The 16,513-nt window shown below is 40.0% G+C and carries 15 protein-coding genes and 1 pseudogene; all 16 read right to left on the bottom strand.

Annotation, left to right across the window (positions count from 1 at the left end):
• The 16 genes and pseudogenes from WAA20_RS08740 to WAA20_RS08665 all read right to left on the bottom strand — a co-directional run bounded on the left by WAA20_RS08740 (nucleotide 1) and on the right by WAA20_RS08665 (nucleotide 16,316).
• Nucleotides 1-444, bottom strand: a complete 444-nt coding sequence (locus WAA20_RS08740; RefSeq protein ID WP_073386135.1) for a DUF4418 family protein — start codon at nucleotides 442-444, stop codon at nucleotides 1-3.
• Between the two features lie 38 nt (nucleotides 445-482).
• A complete protein-coding gene (locus tag WAA20_RS08735) occupies nucleotides 483-1,262 on the bottom strand; it encodes an ABC transporter ATP-binding protein (protein ID WP_073386134.1) in 780 nt (259 codons plus the stop codon).
• A gap of 134 nt (nucleotides 1,263-1,396) precedes the next feature.
• A complete protein-coding gene (locus WAA20_RS08730) occupies nucleotides 1,397-2,479 on the bottom strand; it encodes an ABC transporter permease (RefSeq protein ID WP_073386132.1) in 1,083 nt (360 codons plus the stop codon).
• Nucleotides 2,480-2,583: 104 nt separating this feature from the next.
• A complete protein-coding gene (locus tag WAA20_RS08725) occupies nucleotides 2,584-3,672 on the bottom strand; it encodes an ABC transporter substrate-binding protein (RefSeq protein WP_139263650.1) in 1,089 nt (362 codons plus the stop codon).
• A 93-nt stretch (nucleotides 3,673-3,765) separates the two neighbouring features.
• Nucleotides 3,766-5,088, bottom strand: coding sequence for an aminotransferase class I/II-fold pyridoxal phosphate-dependent enzyme (locus tag WAA20_RS08720; RefSeq protein WP_073386235.1), 1,323 nt, complete (start codon nucleotides 5,086-5,088; stop codon nucleotides 3,766-3,768).
• Between the two features lie 497 nt (nucleotides 5,089-5,585).
• Nucleotides 5,586-6,692 carry a GGDEF domain-containing protein gene (locus WAA20_RS08715; protein ID WP_073386129.1) on the bottom strand — a complete coding sequence of 369 codons (1,107 nt, stop codon included), beginning with the start codon at nucleotides 6,690-6,692 and terminating at the stop codon, nucleotides 5,586-5,588.
• Nucleotides 6,693-6,868: 176 nt separating this feature from the next.
• Nucleotides 6,869-6,952, bottom strand: a pseudogene (locus WAA20_RS08710) (tRNA threonylcarbamoyladenosine dehydratase); the annotation flags it as partial.
• 59 nt (nucleotides 6,953-7,011) lie between these two features.
• The gene (locus WAA20_RS08705; protein WP_073386127.1) at nucleotides 7,012-8,142 is read right to left on the bottom strand and encodes a sugar-binding protein; all 1,131 of its coding nucleotides are present in this window, start codon (nucleotides 8,140-8,142) and stop codon (nucleotides 7,012-7,014) included.
• A 74-nt stretch (nucleotides 8,143-8,216) separates the two neighbouring features.
• A complete protein-coding gene (locus WAA20_RS08700) occupies nucleotides 8,217-9,431 on the bottom strand; it encodes a sugar ABC transporter permease (RefSeq protein WP_034454473.1) in 1,215 nt (404 codons plus the stop codon).
• 30 nt (nucleotides 9,432-9,461) lie between these two features.
• Complete coding sequence (locus WAA20_RS08695; RefSeq protein ID WP_073386126.1) at nucleotides 9,462-10,997, bottom strand: ATP-binding cassette domain-containing protein; 1,536 nt, start codon at nucleotides 10,995-10,997, stop codon at nucleotides 9,462-9,464.
• A gap of 35 nt (nucleotides 10,998-11,032) precedes the next feature.
• Nucleotides 11,033-12,250, bottom strand: coding sequence for an ROK family transcriptional regulator (locus tag WAA20_RS08690; protein WP_073386124.1), 1,218 nt, complete (start codon nucleotides 12,248-12,250; stop codon nucleotides 11,033-11,035).
• A 246-nt stretch (nucleotides 12,251-12,496) separates the two neighbouring features.
• Nucleotides 12,497-13,249 carry a class I SAM-dependent methyltransferase gene (locus WAA20_RS08685; protein WP_073386122.1) on the bottom strand — a complete coding sequence of 251 codons (753 nt, stop codon included), beginning with the start codon at nucleotides 13,247-13,249 and terminating at the stop codon, nucleotides 12,497-12,499.
• A gap of 174 nt (nucleotides 13,250-13,423) precedes the next feature.
• Nucleotides 13,424-13,963 carry a hypothetical protein gene (locus tag WAA20_RS08680; protein ID WP_073386121.1) on the bottom strand — a complete coding sequence of 180 codons (540 nt, stop codon included), beginning with the start codon at nucleotides 13,961-13,963 and terminating at the stop codon, nucleotides 13,424-13,426.
• A gap of 215 nt (nucleotides 13,964-14,178) precedes the next feature.
• The gene (locus WAA20_RS08675) at nucleotides 14,179-14,724 is read right to left on the bottom strand and encodes a hypothetical protein (RefSeq protein ID WP_073386119.1); all 546 of its coding nucleotides are present in this window, start codon (nucleotides 14,722-14,724) and stop codon (nucleotides 14,179-14,181) included.
• Nucleotides 14,725-14,848: 124 nt separating this feature from the next.
• Nucleotides 14,849-15,397 carry a LemA family protein gene (locus WAA20_RS08670; protein ID WP_073386118.1) on the bottom strand — a complete coding sequence of 183 codons (549 nt, stop codon included), beginning with the start codon at nucleotides 15,395-15,397 and terminating at the stop codon, nucleotides 14,849-14,851.
• 16 nt (nucleotides 15,398-15,413) lie between these two features.
• A complete protein-coding gene (locus WAA20_RS08665) occupies nucleotides 15,414-16,316 on the bottom strand; it encodes a DUF3137 domain-containing protein (protein WP_073386116.1) in 903 nt (300 codons plus the stop codon).
• Between the last annotated feature and the right edge of the window lie 197 nt (nucleotides 16,317-16,513).

Raw genomic sequence — 16,513 nt, 5'->3', positions numbered from 1 at the left:
TTAAGCGGCAGTTTCCTTATGTTCACTTTGAAGCTCCCCGTTTTCTTTCTTGATAATACTAATGACAACATCTGCCACTGATACGATAAATGCAAGTCCGCTAAAAACTCTTACTACAGGCTTAAAGATACTGATACATCTCATACTGCTCATCATGCAAAGAGAAAAAACTGTTCCGGGTACGAAGAATAGAGCTATTACGAGCGGTATCTGTGAGATGGTTATACCGAGTCTTACTTTATCATTCCTTATGATAAGAGACGCAAGTGCCTGTATACTAAGAACTGTTCCAAAAAGTGTTACGGCAAGCTGGGCATAATGGCAGGCCATCACATGCTCTTCTGACACGGGGCATGCTGCAAATGCAGTAAATGACCCGATTGCAATTACAAGAGCAAGAACAAGTTCAATTAGCTTTATATAATTCTTTTTAATATAATCCATGTTTATAATCTTCCTTTTCCATCATTTTATTTTATTCTTTAAATATTGTATTCTGGCTGGGGACTTGCCTGAGCCAGTTCGAAGAATTCGAGGATCTGTCGTCTCATCTCAAGGAATGATGCGCTTCCTCTCTGCCTTGGCCTTGGCAGATCAACATCTATTATCTTACTGATCTTACCGGGTCTTGGAGTCATGATAACTATCCTGTCGCTTAGATATATAGCCTCATCAATATCATGAGTTACCAGTATCATGGTAGTCCCATCCCTCTTCCACAGCTCCAGTAGTTTGTCCTGAAGATCAGCTCTGGTAAAAGAGTCAAGAGCTCCCATAGGCTCATCCAGAAGAAGCGCCTTAGGTTCATTGATAAGCGCTCTTGCTATAGCCACTCTTTGAGCCATACCACCTGATATCTGGTGAGGATAGGACTTTTCGAAGCCCTTAAGGCCTACAAGATCTATATAGTTTGCGATAGTATCCTTTTTCTTCCTATAGACCTTTCTAGCCCTTAATCCGTAGGCTATATTGTTCCTGACACTAAGCCATGGAAAAAGGCTCCCTTGCTGGAACACATATCCTCTTGACGGATCTGCGCCTGTGATCGGTACGCCGTCTATAAACAGCTGCCCGTTTTGAGGCTTATCAAGTCCTGCTATAAGGCGAAGAAGTGTCGTCTTGCCGCATCCGGAAGGACCTATTATAGAAATAAACTCACCTGGCTTTATCTCCAGATTTACATCCTTTAGAGCTTCAACCTTGTTTCCATCAGAATCTTTGTATATACGATTAACATTCTTTATATTTATAGAACTTTTCATAATTCAACCTAATGTCGCGAGTGGAACTAGTGACTAATGGTTGGAAGTGGCAGAGCTCGCGATGCCACTTCTTAGAGTTTGAATTTATTCAAACTCATAACCTCATGGTTTGAAAGTGGGACACTTTCAAACTTTTACACCTTAACAACTCCCTGCTGCCATCTAAGAACTCTTTTTCTTATAAGACCTATTAAGAAATTGATAAAAGAAAAAAGAACAGCCATGATAACAATCGCAGCAAGAACCTTATAATATGCACTCCATACCTTGGACTGGTTAATATAATAGCCAAGACCGCCTGGCTGACCCAGCATCTCGCTCATTACAAGAGTTGTAAACGCCATAGCATTGGCAGAACCTATGCCGGTGAAGATATCAGGCATTGCATGAGGTATAGCAACATGAATTATCTGATTGATCTGACCTCCGCCGAGAACTCTTGCAGCTTCATAGCTTTGCTTTGGAGTACTTTGTATACCCTGAGCTGTAAGGAATGCAATCTGAAACCATGCGCATATTACGATCAGAAATACAGCTGCGCTAAAAGAAGTAGGTAGAAGTGTAAGAGCAAAAGGCATCCAGGCAACCGCAGGTACTACTCCTGTTATCTTAAGAACAGGGAATACCCAGTAATATACCTTCGGAAACCATCCGATCAGTATACCTGTTCCGACTCCCAGAAGTACGCCGCAGCTAAAACCTGCAGCATAAAGTCTTATCGAATACAGCGTATTCTGGACTATGTAGCTTCCATCAGCGATATAGGCTTCTATGATCTGGGCCGGTCCAGGGAAAAAAGGCTGTGCAAAGATCTGTAGCTTAGTCCCTCCTATATCCCATATAGCAAGAGCTATTCCCAGGAAGAACCTGAATGCGGCATTCTTGGCATATAACTTCCTTCTATCTTTTTGAAAAAGTGATATGAATCCAGATGTTCCATATATAAGGATAAGTGCTATAAGTACTACTATATAAGCACTGTTCATATTGAAACCAATCTTCAGGTTCAAAAGATTTAGCGTATATGTCTTAAACTCTACATCAGCCTTTTGAGGGAATAGGATATTGACCAGGATAGCTGCTACAAATCCTGATATTGTAAATAAAATCTTTAGAAGCATATATTTCGTATTCTTATAATTATAAATACTGTTATCAATGTTTTTTATATCACTACGCTTTTGCCTGGCTGTTTTGATCGCAACTTCTACGTCCATATCAATCCTCTGATAAAGATTTGTTCTCACAGACAATCTTTATAATGATAGTCCGTGAGAACACAACAACTACTTCATTTGCATATTAGTATTTTTTATTTCAATCAGTTACCCACATCAACTTTCTGATATACGGTATCAGTAAACTCTTCGGGATCCGTTTTTAGATAGCCGATGTCATACAGACCACCTGCAAAATATCTCACATTATCTTCTACAGTCTCATCCCAGTTATCTGCATGCTGCGTTGCTGACGGATAGCCGTAGCTCTTTATAAGCTCTACTGCAAGGTCCTTATCTTCAATAGCAGCATAGTTCTTCTCTACGATGATATTGACTGCTTCTTCGGGATTCTCATATATCCATTCCTGAGCTTTCCTATAAGCTCGAAGGAGTGCCGCAACTTCTTCGGGATTTTCTTCAAGCACCTTGGTAGAGGCATATAGGAAGCAGCAGAATCTGTCCTTAAAATATTCATCCGTTCCAAGGTCGAAGATGATCTTCACATCTCCTGCCTTCTCATGGATTGATCCAAGTGGATCCCAAAGAGCTGCAACGTCTATCTCTCCGCTTGAAAGTGCCTCAAACTCAAGGTTGCCGTCAGAATACGGAAGGAATGTCACCTCACCATTAGCAGGATCTGCAGATATACCTGCATTTTCAAGCCATAAGCTTGCAACCTGGTGAGGTGTTCCGCCTATCTCATCCACACCAATCTTCTTGCCTTTCAAATCCTCCACGGTCTCTATATCAGAATCAGGCCTTACTGCGAACTTGATGCATCCCTCATGAAGTCCGTCTACGACCTTAACATCTATCCCATTCTCGATAGATGGGAAGAACTGGAAATCCCCGTTTACAATCGGTATAGTACCGTTGTTAAGTCCGATCTTCCTGGTCTCAAAGTCTGCTGATATCAGTGTTACGTCAAAACCTTCTTCGGCAAAATATCCATTTTCATAGGCAATATAAATAGGCGCTCCGCAAAGGGCTCCGTCCTTGCCCGGGATATCTATCTTGCCGTATTTATAATCTCCGGATGCAGCATCCGATGATCCTGCAGTATTAGAATCAGCTGTAGCTACCTTTTCATCTTCTACAACGCTTTCATTAGAAGTCACTGAGCAGGCTGTCAGAAGTGAAAGTGATAGTCCGACACAGACTACCTTTTTAAACAAATTTATACTTTTCATATTCATCCTCTTTTGAAATAAGCTTGTCAGAGCACTTCTATGCATATGTATATAAGCGCCTGACAATCCCCTTAATATAGCTCCTTTAACCCCTTATGCTGCAGAGCTGTCTGCATCCAGAAGTCCTGCTGCCTTGAAGGCCTGATCCAGATCTTTAATAAGATCGTTAACATCCTCAAGACCTACTGAGATCCTGATAAGATTTGCAGGGATATCTGCAAGCTCTTTTTCCTCATCTGTAAGTTCACTGTGAGTAGTATCCGGTGAGTTTACTATAAGTGAACGCACGTCTCCAAGATTTACAAGATAATGGAAGAGCTTAAGATTATTAAGGAAAAGAGCTTCCTGTTCCTTACTTCCCTTTATTCCGAAAGAAAGAAGTCCTCCGCCGCCTCTTGTAAGATGCTTGTCCGCAACTTCTTTGTACTTATAAGAGCTAAGCTTTGGATAGCGAACCCACTCAACTGCAGGTGAACTTTCAAGATACTCAGCGATCTTAAGAGCGTTTGAACTCTGCTTAGCTACTCTTTCTGAAAGGGTCTCAAGACCAAGGATTCCAAGATATGCATCATTGGGTGAAAGCGCTGCTCCAAGAAGGTTAAGGTATACAAGTATTGCACGGAATATGAAGAAGTTATCCGGGAACACATCCTTAGGACTCTTACCCTTAAGCATTACGATAGGCTCGTAGAACTGAGGATATTTATCTTCTGTATAATAGTCGAGCTTACCATTATCAAGAATGAGGCCTGCAATGATATTGCCATGTCCTGTAAGACCCTTGGTTGCAGAATATACTACGATGTCAGCTCCGTGTTCAAGTGGTCTGTATATGTAAGGAGTTGCTACTGTATTATCAACAACAACAGGTACGCCGTACTTATGAGCTACCTTGGATATAGCATCTATATCAGGAAGATATGCATTGGGATTGGATATTGACTCAAGGTATATTCCCTTTACGTCATCACTTTCTGCAAGCTCCTTATCAAGCTCGGCAGGATCAAGTACGCTTCTTGTAAGCTTTATCTTCACTCCAACTTCAGGGAACAGTCTGTCGAAACTGTCTATTGTTCCTCCATACAGATAAGGTGAAGCAAGGATTGTTCCGCCCTTAGCTGCAAGATTTAGAAGTGTGAATGTGATAGCAGCCATTCCTGATCCAACAGCTACAGCGTTCTTAGCTCCTTCAAGTGCCTTAACTCTTTCAGAAAAATAAGTTACAGTAGGATTTCCAACTCTTGTATAAAGATATCCTGCTTCTTTATAAGTAAAAAGATTCTCAGCATGCTCTGTGTCTCTAAAGTCAAATGCTGCTGTGTGATAGATTGGAGGTGAAACTGAATACTTGTTATCTGCTGAATCATAACCTGCCAAAATCTTCAAAGTATCAAAACCGTATTCTCTGTCTGCCATAATCATTACTTCCTTTCTAATTCTTGTGTGCTCGTTACTACTAATACATCTGCAAGCTAACCTTTAATGTCTTGCCGCATTTGTATGTACTTAGTTGCCTGGGTGGTTCGTTAGTTGTTTGAGTGATTTGTTAATTGTTAGAACTTATATTGCCATCGTAATGAATATGCGTCCATAACCGATTGCTGATAGTTGCTATAAATATATTTAAGTGGTATAGGCGTAATTTTGAGCGGTTATAAACTCAAACCTACTACTTAGACGGCTCAGTATCATCAAGGAATTTGCAAAGACATATAGTCCAAATGAGAGGTTTGAGTTTATAAATACGCAAAAAAATCCCCCGGCTTTGTTTTAAGTCGAGGGATTTTGTATTAACATTTTAGAGATATTAACTTATATTATGTCTTCCATAGGGAGCTTGTCTACATGTGTGGTTCTGTAACCCAGCATCTCGCCGTACATCTACAGCTATACAAATAGTAAATTAAGGATATCTATACGATTATCCGGTTCTTGCCTGTTTCCTTGGCTTTGTATAAAAGCTTATCAACTTCTTTGAGTGCATCATTGAAGTTCTCATAATCTGCGCAGCATACAACTCCGCCGCTTATAGTGACTTTAAGCCCCGGATAGCCATCCCATTCAAGACTTTCTATTTTCTTTCTTATAGAATCTACTCTTTGATATGCTTCATCTCTTTGATTCAGGTTCATGATACATATAAACTCTTCACCGCCGTATCTAAAAGCCATCTCGGCATGAGATATATTCATATCACTTTGGATGACCTTTGCAGTCTTTCTAAGGACTTCATCTCCAAAAAGGTGTCCATAGGTATCATTTAAGGACTTAAAATTATCAATATCTATCATGGCAAGGATGCCGTTTTCAAGATGCACATATTTGGTCTGACCCTCGTCTTCGTTGTACAAGTGTTCCAGCACTATAAAAAGTTCTCTTCTATTGTAAAGACCTGAGAGTTCATCTTTTTCCGAGAGATTCCTGAGCCTTTCTATGAGCTTCCTATTCTTATTACGCTCATCTCCGTATGCCTTGTATACCATAGAAGTAATCCCAAGAAGGGCAAGAGATGTAAAAAGCAGCGCAATATTAAAATCCACGATATAAGCAGTCTCTGTTGACAAAGGCTTAATTATGACAATATCAGGATAAAAATATGAAAGCCATATAGCTACAGACTGAACAGCAAAGCATATCCCATAAACTATATACATGGTCCATCCGTTAAGAAGTACCCCAACAGTAAAAAGGCATGCTAAAAAAAACAGGATGGTCCCTGTATGAAGCCCGCCGCAGGCCCAGAATGACGCCGGCATGATAAAACAGTTAAGTACTATAGGCAGAGCTATATGCCCTATCTGCTTACGATTCGTCTTAATGGTCCATATTCCTATGATCAGAATAGCTATACTGCCGATATAATCAATGATATATGACCAGGCGCCTATATCTTCGAACACAGTCACGGTTGCTGTCAGTAATCCAACAGCAAAACCAATGATGACTATCAAAAAATATGTACGGTCATATATATCTTCAAGTGAATCCCAATAAGCTTTAATACGCTTACATATATTCATAAATGCCCCCGATAAAAGGTGATAGAACGCAATATATTTACACTACCTGCTTATAATATTATCGGGATTTTAATTAATATTATTAACTATTTACTATCTTTTTACCCAAAAGCACTTATAGTATTTTCAAACATCCAGCTTACAGAACATGCGGGATATTCACTAATCAGATACAATCAGCAAGCTGTAAGATCATTAATGATCTCGCCTGCTATGATAAGCCCTACAACTGATGGCACAAAAGCTGTTGATCCTTGGATATAAAAAACAGAGCGGTGAATTATCTCACCGCCCTATCTGATCCAAATTCATTGATATGTTATTTTAACAGTTCAAGTCTTGAAGGATCGTTTGCAAATACTTCTTTTGCATTGTCCTTAGTAACTACTACAGGAGGAAGCTCATAGATCGGAACTTCGATGACACCATTATCTACCTTAACATCTGTAGATGGCATTCCCTTACCTGCCTGAAGTGAATCGATGATCTCGATTGTCTTGGCAACAAGATCTTCAGTTGGCTTAGCTACTGTTGAGTACTGACGTCCCTGCCATACCCATTCAACTGACTCGTTCTCTGCATCAAGACCTGATACAACAGGAATGTCCTGACCAGCGTTCTCACAAGCTGTGATACATGCTCTTGCTATACCATCGTTAGGGCACAGAACACCGTCTATGTTCTTGTCAGAATAGAAGCCTGAAAGAAGTGAATCCATTCTTGACTGAGCCTTTGCATTATCCCAGTCAACTGTTGCACACTGTGTGAAGTCTGTTTGGCCGGATACAACTACGAGTGTTCCGTCATCGATCTTGGGCTGAAGAACTGACATTGCACCTGTGAAGAAGTTAGGAGCATTAGGGTCAGCAGGTCCGCCGCCGAAGAGCTCGATGTTATAAGGTCCCTCACCTTTTTCTTTTGCAAGGCCATCAAGAAGTGCCTGTGCCTGAAGTTCACCTGTCTTGACAGAACCGAACTGAACTACTCCGTCAACGCCTGATGTGTTCTCAAGAAGTCTGTCATAACCTATTACATATACTCCTGCTTCCTTGGCCTGTTCCAGAACTGATCCAAGCTGTGATCCGTCTACAGGTCCTACTACTATGACCTTAGCGCCGTTCTCTATCATAGACTCGATCTGCTGTTGCTGCTGTGTTACTTTCTGATCCGCTGCCTGTACGATTGGATTATATCCTGCATCTGTAAGCTGCTGTGTGAACATTTCCTCAGCTTCTTTCCAGTTCTGAGTTCCAAGCCATGGAAGAGATACACCGATTGTTGCGCCCTCTTCAAATCCTGGCATTTCACCTGACGTAACTGCGCTATTATCTGAAGCTCCGCCAGACGCCGGCGTTTCAACGTCTCCCCCTCTGCTTCCGCCACATCCGGTTAATGATGCTATCATCAGACTGGCAACCATAACCATTGACATTAATGCTCTTTTTCTCATTTTTCACCCTCCTAAATTGTTTTTCGCTATTTATTTAAGGCCCGGCATAATATAGCAGGCTTGCCTTCCAGACATCACTTTGACTCTTTACTTGGGAACAATCTTCCGATTATAGAAGCCTTGCCGCTCTTTTTGTTGTATACATCAAAAGCAACTGCTGCAAGAAGTACAAATCCCTTGATAACCTGTGTCTTGTCTGCGCCAACTCCCATAAGCATCAGTCCGTTGTTAAGAACAGCCATTACAAGACCACCGACGATTGTTGCAAGGATAGTACCAACACCACCTGATACAGCTGCGCCGCCGATGAATACTGATGCAATCGCATCCATCTCCCAGGATGTACCATCTGCCGGTCCTGCTGCTGTAGAACGTCCTACGAACAGGATACCTGCAACTGCTGCAAGAAATGACATATTGACCATTGTAAGGAAATAGGTCTTCTTTACATTAACACCGGAAAGAGCTGCTGCAGACTTATTACCACCTACCGCATATACATGACGACCATACTCAGTACGCTGAGTGATAATATGATAGATAATTGTAAGAAGCAGAAGGATAAGTCCCGGTACCGGGAAAGATGTTCCCACACGACCTGATCCAAACAACCAGGTAAAATAACCTATGAGAACTGACATAAGGATTATTCTTACAACTACTGCCCATAACGCATCCTTCTCACCTGTTCCGTCACCTGAATGTTTGTACTTTCTTATCTGAGCGATCATGTAGCATACTATTCCGATGATTCCAAGAAGAAGTGTAGAATTGTTCATTCCTGTGAATGCCGGTCCCCATTCGGGAAGATAACCTGCTCCAAACCACTTAAGTTCCTCGGGTGCAGGTACTGAGATAGAATGTGAGATCCAGATAACCCCTCCTCTGAAGATCATCATTCCGCCTAGTGTTGTGATAAATCCCGGAATACCCAGCTGTGATAAAAAGAATCCATGCCATGCACCTGCAAGTATACCAATCGCAATAGCAACAAGAACTGCACACCACCATGGAATATTGTAGTCTCGTGCAACAAGCGCCATGACCATTCCGGCAAAACCTGCAACAGAGCCAACCGACAGGTCGATCTGACCTATAACGATAACCATCAGCATACCCAGAGCCAGTACAAGAACGTAAGCATTACCTGATATAAGATTCTGAACGTTGGAAGAAGTCAGCATCCTTCCTCCTGAGATGATATCGAATATGATAACAAGAAGTCCCAAAGCAAGAACCATTGTATATTGGCGAAGTTCCCCACCCAATATCTGTTTGATATATTTCATTATTGTATCCACCCTTTCCTATCCCATATATTAGTTTGATGTAATCGTCATCTTCTTCATCAATACTTCCTGATCAGCTTCACTACTTAGAAGTTCACCTGTAATGGTTCCTTCGAAGATAGTGTAGATCCTGTCTGCCATACCCAGAAGTTCAGGTAGTTCAGATGATACCAGGATGACAGCTTTCCCCTCATCAGCCAGTTGATGTATCAGCTTGTAGATCTCATATTTAGCACCTACATCGATACCTCGTGTCGGCTCATCAAGAATTAATATATCCGGCTCAGTGAACATCCACTTAGACAGAACCACTTTCTGCTGATTGCCACCTGAAAGAGTAGTTACACCTGCTTCAACATTAGATGTTTTGATCTTTAATGACTTGCGGTATTCTTCTGCTGCCTTTTTCTCTAAATTTAGGTCAAGAAGCCCATTCTTTTTGATCTTATCAAGATTCGCAGCTACAACTGTTTTTCTTATGGAATCCAGAAGATTAAGTCCCAGAACCTTACGGTCTTCCGGCACGTATGCAAGACCATGCTTTATAGCTGACTCAACCGAATTGATCTTGACTTCATGTCCTTTGATCTTGATCTTACCGCCTCTGTAGATTCCATAATTCTTGCCAAAAATAGAACGCATAAGCTCTGTACGACCAGCTCCCATGAGACCTGCAAATCCCACGATCTCACCTGCTCTTACATTAAAACTTGCATTCTTACATACCATCCTTCCTTCCACATCAGGATCTTCTACGCACCAGTCAGATACTTCGAATATGACCTTCCCCATCTTGGGTTTATGTTCCGGATATCTGTTCTCTATAGCACGTCCTACCATAGCTTTGATGATCTTATCTTCATCAACTTTGCCGGCTTCAACGTCGTAGCTTTCAACAGTGTGTCCGTCTCTTATAACGGTAACCGCATCAGATACAGCAGCAATTTCGTTGAGCTTATGAGAGATCATGATACATGTAATCCCTTTATTCTTAAGCTCTGTCATAAGATTGAGAAGATTTTCAGAATCCGCTTCATTAAGTGCTGACGTCGGCTCGTCCAGGATCAGAAGCTTGACGTTTTTAGAAAGCGCCTTTGCAATTTCTACAAGTTGCTGTTGACCTACCCCCAAATGCTTTATAAGAATGTCGGGATTTATTGAAAGTCCAACCTTCTTTAGAATCTCATAGGTCCTTTTCTTCTCCTCAGTCCAATCTATCAGGCCTCTTCTGACGATCTCATTGCCCATAAAGATATTCTCTGTTATGGACAACTCAGGTATCATCGTAAGTTCCTGATGAATGATCGCTATTCCGGCTGCTTCAGATTCTTTGATATTCCTGAATTTCATCTCCTGTCCCATATAGATGATCTTGCCATCATATGTGCCATAAGGATAAACACCTGACAATACCTTCATCAGCGTAGATTTGCCGGCACCATTCTCCCCGCATATAGCATGGATCGTGCCTTTTCTCACCGAGAGGTTTACATCATCAAGAGCTTTAACACCCGGAAATTCTTTTGTTATCCCCTGCATTTGAAGGATAAAAGAATTATTCTCCATTTTATATTGCCCCTCCCTTATATATAACCAGAGTTCTAATTAGTAAAAAGATACTCGCTTGGCTTCCTTAAAACTCTGTCTGTAGCAATTGCTGCTGCCCCATACAGTGTGGGATCTATACTGAGTTTAGATATTTTGATCCTCACCCTGCTGCTTACTTCCGGAATAGTTCTTTCTTCTACTATTCTTTTGATAGTCGGAAGGATAAGTTCATCTGCTTTTGATATACTGTCACCTATCACGATTATCTCCGGATCATATGCATTGATCAGTGTCACGCACCCATATCCGATATATTCTGCTATCTTTTCCACAAGAGCTTTGGCTTTAGTATTGCCGCTTCGAGCTGCATCAAATACTCTCTCACAAGCCATTGTTCTATTCTCATATTTATCTCTAAAAAGCTCCGGAAGCTTTAACTTGGCTTCTTTCAAAAAAGCTGTTGTTGAACTGTAAAGTTCCAGACATCCTCTGTTTCCGCATTCACAGACAGGTCCGTTATAATCAATGCTTATATGACCGACTTCACTTGCTATCCCCTGATAACCAAGAAGCAACCTGTCATTGTCAACCACTCCTGATCCAACACCTTCTCCTACCAGAAAATATGTCAGTGAGCTAAGAGGCCTTCCATGGTCTCCAAACCACCACTCTGCCAGGGCTCCTGCATTAGCATCCTGTTCTATGAACACAGGCTTATCAAATTCATTTTCAAATTCTTCAATGAAATTGATATTGTGCCAGCTTGGCATTCTCGTCACCATAGCTATCCGGCCTTCTTTTCTAAGATATGGGCCGGGTAGTGCAAGGCCTATAGCAACTATATTCTTGTACTCATCAAGAAGGTCTCTTATCTGCTTCTTCATCTGTGCAAGTACTATACCGGTATTCTCATCAAGACCAAACTCTGTCTCTTTCTGTGTATAAAGCTTACCTGATATATCAAATACCCCAATTGCAAATACATGACGTGAAAACTTGACTCCGATCACAAGATTCTTCTCAGCGTTTAATCTAATACCGATAGATCTCCTGTTTCCATTGCCCTTAACTATTCCAACTTCGGATACGACCCCCATTTCTATCAAGTATCCGACAAGCTTGGTGATAGATGCCTGTGTAAGTCCCATGAGCTTGGCAATCTCGGCTCTTGTACATACTTCCTTTTGCTGTAAGATTCGAACTATAGCAGATCTGTTCATTTCTGTAAGATCGCTTGTATTGTTACCGGCAACTTCTTCAATCCTTCTCATAATCAAATTTACCCTCACAATTGCTTTCAAGTGTTAATCACTTAACACTGTTAACACATTAAACCTTTTCATCATATCGGTCAATATATTTTGATTTGATTAATATATTTTTGTTAGTTATGTCCAAGCGACGCTTATTATTTTCATTAAAAATTTTAATCAGTTTCGGCACATTGTCCAAAAGCAACAAAAAAGAACTATGCATTTTAGCGCGCATAGTTCTTTTTATAATCGATAATTAAATATTCAAATAGTATTTTTCCTACACCTGAAAAATATAAACTCAGGGCGATGAATCGTTCCCCCAAACAAATCCGGATACTGTGTCCTCATATCATCGGATATATGAGCTTCCTGGCATTCTTCAATAACAAATCCAACCTTTATCAAGGCATTGATTATGCTTGACACAGTCCTATGGTAACATTCATATCCCTTTACACCCCAATCAACTTTCCTAAGCCCTTCTTTGCAATAATTTCTAAGATTTGCATACAGGCGTTCTCCTGTTTCTGTACGGGTATATCTGTCATATACACCATCCCATGCAGTAACGATTGGATGAGACATACTGAAAACAAATTCAGCATTATCTTTCAGTAACTTATATATTTTCTGCATCAGCCCATCGAAATCTTCTACATAATCAAACACCAGAGAACTTGTAATCAAATCAAACTTCCTATCTATCGTCTCGATATCCTCCATGGCCATTCGCTGATAAATTATGTTTTCCGCATTGTTATGTTCTTTAGCATATTCCAACATTTTTTCGGAGATATCAATTCCGAGCACAGATTCTGCCCCCCTTTCAGCATATTCTTTTGTATGCTGACCCATGCCGCAGCCTATATCCAGAATTACCTTTCCATAAAGATCAGGCAGCATAGCAAAAATAATCGGGGTTTCAATGCAGTCATTAAAATTAACTTCACTGCTCCTGCTACTTAGAAAAGTATCAAAGAAAGTATCATTGTCATAAATATTTTGCTTTGACATTATATGTTCCCCCATAATCTATAAAACTGAAATAGAAACTGGACGTTACCCCAAGTTGCTTCCAGGGATGATATCGAAAAGCTGATTGATACTTCCACAAATATCAGAAACAAAGCAATCATAGCACTTACCTATTTCTCAGGACTAAGAGTCGGTGAGGTTTGCACGACAAAATCAATCATCTTTATCATCAGATATTTTTCTCCGCCCCAGAATGCCAAATGGCCAGATTTCATTGGTATCTTCTTCAAATACTATAGGCGCATGTCCCAGTGCAGAGAGAAACGCAACCCATTCATCGAACCCTTTCCATCTCTCATTTGGCTGCATAGGTAGTACAAGCCTCTTTCCATCTACATATATTCCAAAATTATTGGCGGTTATACCGGATCTACCAGTTATGGAATTGACGAACACTTCCGTAATACTGTCTATAGAAATTGTCTTTTTATAGAAGAAAAGATATCTGATGATTACATGACGTTCTTTAACCGTAATAGTTTCAGTAGCTATTGCAAATAACCATAAAGAAAACAGTGTTGTAAAAACAAACATAAATATCGCTATTTTCAAATCTACGGGATCAACTGCTGACCGATCTTGTATATATGCACACATTATAGCTCCAAATACGCCTTCATAAAAGATTACACATGCCACTAAAACAAATCGCATTTTATTATACATTTTTAAATAAAAATCATTTCTAATCATTTATTTGTTGCCTTTTTCCTTTATCAAGAATTAGTAAAAACAAAGTGCATAATAGCTTTTCTGTGCATAAATAACCCTTAAGAACATATGCACTTACATCCTATTATCAGAATAAACTTACTATGACCAAGGCTAGTGTACTGGCTCATTCATTCAGGCACCTGGTTCTATTGATTCGGGCTTACACCGTTTGCTTACGAAAGAATATAACTTCTTTATTCGACAGGACTAATGTCCATTCTAATCGCATCATCAAATCCGCCATCATCAAGCAAGTCAGATATGCTGTATGCATCTTCAGCCGATTTTCCTTCAGCATCAAACTTAATCATATGATATAATTCCACAATAATATAAAAACTATTATCAACCTTATATAAAAGTGTAACTTTATCATCTTCTCTGATAACTTTATAAATCTTCGAGTCAATTTCTACCTCTTCTAAGCTATCATATTTCGAATAATCATCCTCTATTCTATTATCTGTCATCACATAATAAGCAATACTACAATCTCCATGTAATTGTTCACTTTTCCAATCAACATATGTTGAAAAATCACTATTTCCATCTGGATGTCCTGTTGATGGACTCATAAAAGTCACTTTATATTTCCCTGGGTACGTAGTAGTCATGCTTTTAAAGCTACCAGTTTCAGCTTCATCCAGACTTGTTGTGTTATTTTTCGAACAACCAACACACCCCAATAGCATGCAAACAACGCTCAAAAACGTAATAAACCTTTTAATTATATTTCTCATATACACGCCTCCTCGTATTTACTCTATAATTCAAGAACCAGTATTCTGGCAGACTTTCCGATTAATGTTTTAAACCTCTATATCATTTTGATATAGAGGTTATTCATGTAATCTTGTGAATCTTTTAAAAGTGTATATCTGCATTCCTCTTTGCAGATGCGTCTTCATCTCTAAAAAATTCAAGTGGTCTTGCGTTCTTTATTGAAGCAACAATAGAATTAGGGAATACAATAATCTCCTGGTTGTACTGTGTTACGTTAGCATTGTACATTCTCTTAGCTGCTGCAAAATGCTCGTTCTCATCAGCAATCTGTTTCTGTAGCGTAACCATAACATCAGAAGACTTAAGTTCCGGGAACTGCTCAGCAAGTGCGACAAGCCCCTTCTGAGCTGCATCCTGAAACTTGCTCTGCTCAGAAAGCTCTGAAATAGACATATTCTGATGGATCTGATGGATTTTTGAAAAGATCTCATCCTCATGACTCATGTACTTCTTGGCCACTTCAAGTGAGTTCATGATAACGTCATACCTTTTTACCATGTACACCTCGATATCAGCCTTGGCCTGACTTATAGCAACAGATATCCTGTCTATTCTGTTGCTTACCGAGATAAAGCCTACTACTGCAACAATAACAACAATAAACAATAATGAAGAAATCATTCCAGCCATACTTTTGGAATCCCCTTTAAATAATTTTTTCTCTTTGTGTACTCTTAGATATAGCAAAAGAAATATCGTTAAGGCTTTCAATCAGCTCGTTTAGATCTCTCTTTGCATCTTCGAAAGGATTTTCGCCAATACTTGAAATTGTTTCCGGAACACTGATGAACTTATCAATATGATTAAATGAGACATACAAATAATCAGAAGTTATGGTAAGTGCAAAAGTACCGTATTTTGCTCTAAATGCCTGGAGCTTTTCTATAACATAGGCATTAAGAACGTAATATCCTAAATGCTGATCGCTGGCATATACTTCGAAATTATCATCAAAGGCGACAGACCCGGTCTCGATCTTCCAAGGAGCAATTGGCGATTTACCTCTTACAAAGGTTGTTTCTTTTTTGATAAAAAGAAGTTTAAACTGCCCGGAAGCTATAACTCTTACAACACCCTGTATTCCAGTAGGAGTTTTATAGATCACAACCGTACCGCTGTAGGTTGTAACCGTTCTGGAATCTCCGTCCGAATCAGATTCAGTATGCTCGCACAAAAGAGAAAAGTTCTCAAGTTCATGCTCATCATTCGAAACAAGGTGATTAGTCACTTTTTCATATTTATCTCTGGTAATAAGTCCTAAATTATGGAATCTATCGAGATCCAGATGCTTCTCTATGTAAGTAAACTCAGCACCCGGAAACATTTGCCTTGCCATCGGCAAGACATACGCTTTGCCGTACTGGTTCATTGCGCTATTTCTAATATGCAGCCCCCATAAAAGAAGGAAAATAGAAACCGCAATACCAAGAATTATCAAGAAAAATTCATGAGATATTAATGCATAGACACCTACTGCAAAAGGCTCAATCACGCCTATTATTCTAATAAATTTAGCAAAAGCCAGTTTCCCCTTTATTGCCCCGAGCATCCTCTTACCCCCAAAACTTCATATTACTTTTTAGATTGCGCCTTCGAAAGCTGTTCCTTCGATGCTACGCTGATATTTAAATGCATGGATGCATTTCTATGTCGGGAACTACAGGACGTAGTTACGACATGTTTAGAAGTTCATGGATGAACTTCTATGTCGGGAACTACAGGATGTAGTTAGTACCTGTTTTGAAG

Origin of the sequence: Butyrivibrio fibrisolvens (assembly GCF_037113525.1) — a bacterium.
Taxonomy (GTDB): domain Bacteria; phylum Bacillota; class Clostridia; order Lachnospirales; family Lachnospiraceae; genus Butyrivibrio; species Butyrivibrio fibrisolvens.
This window is presented reverse-complemented; position numbering and strand designations above follow the sequence as displayed.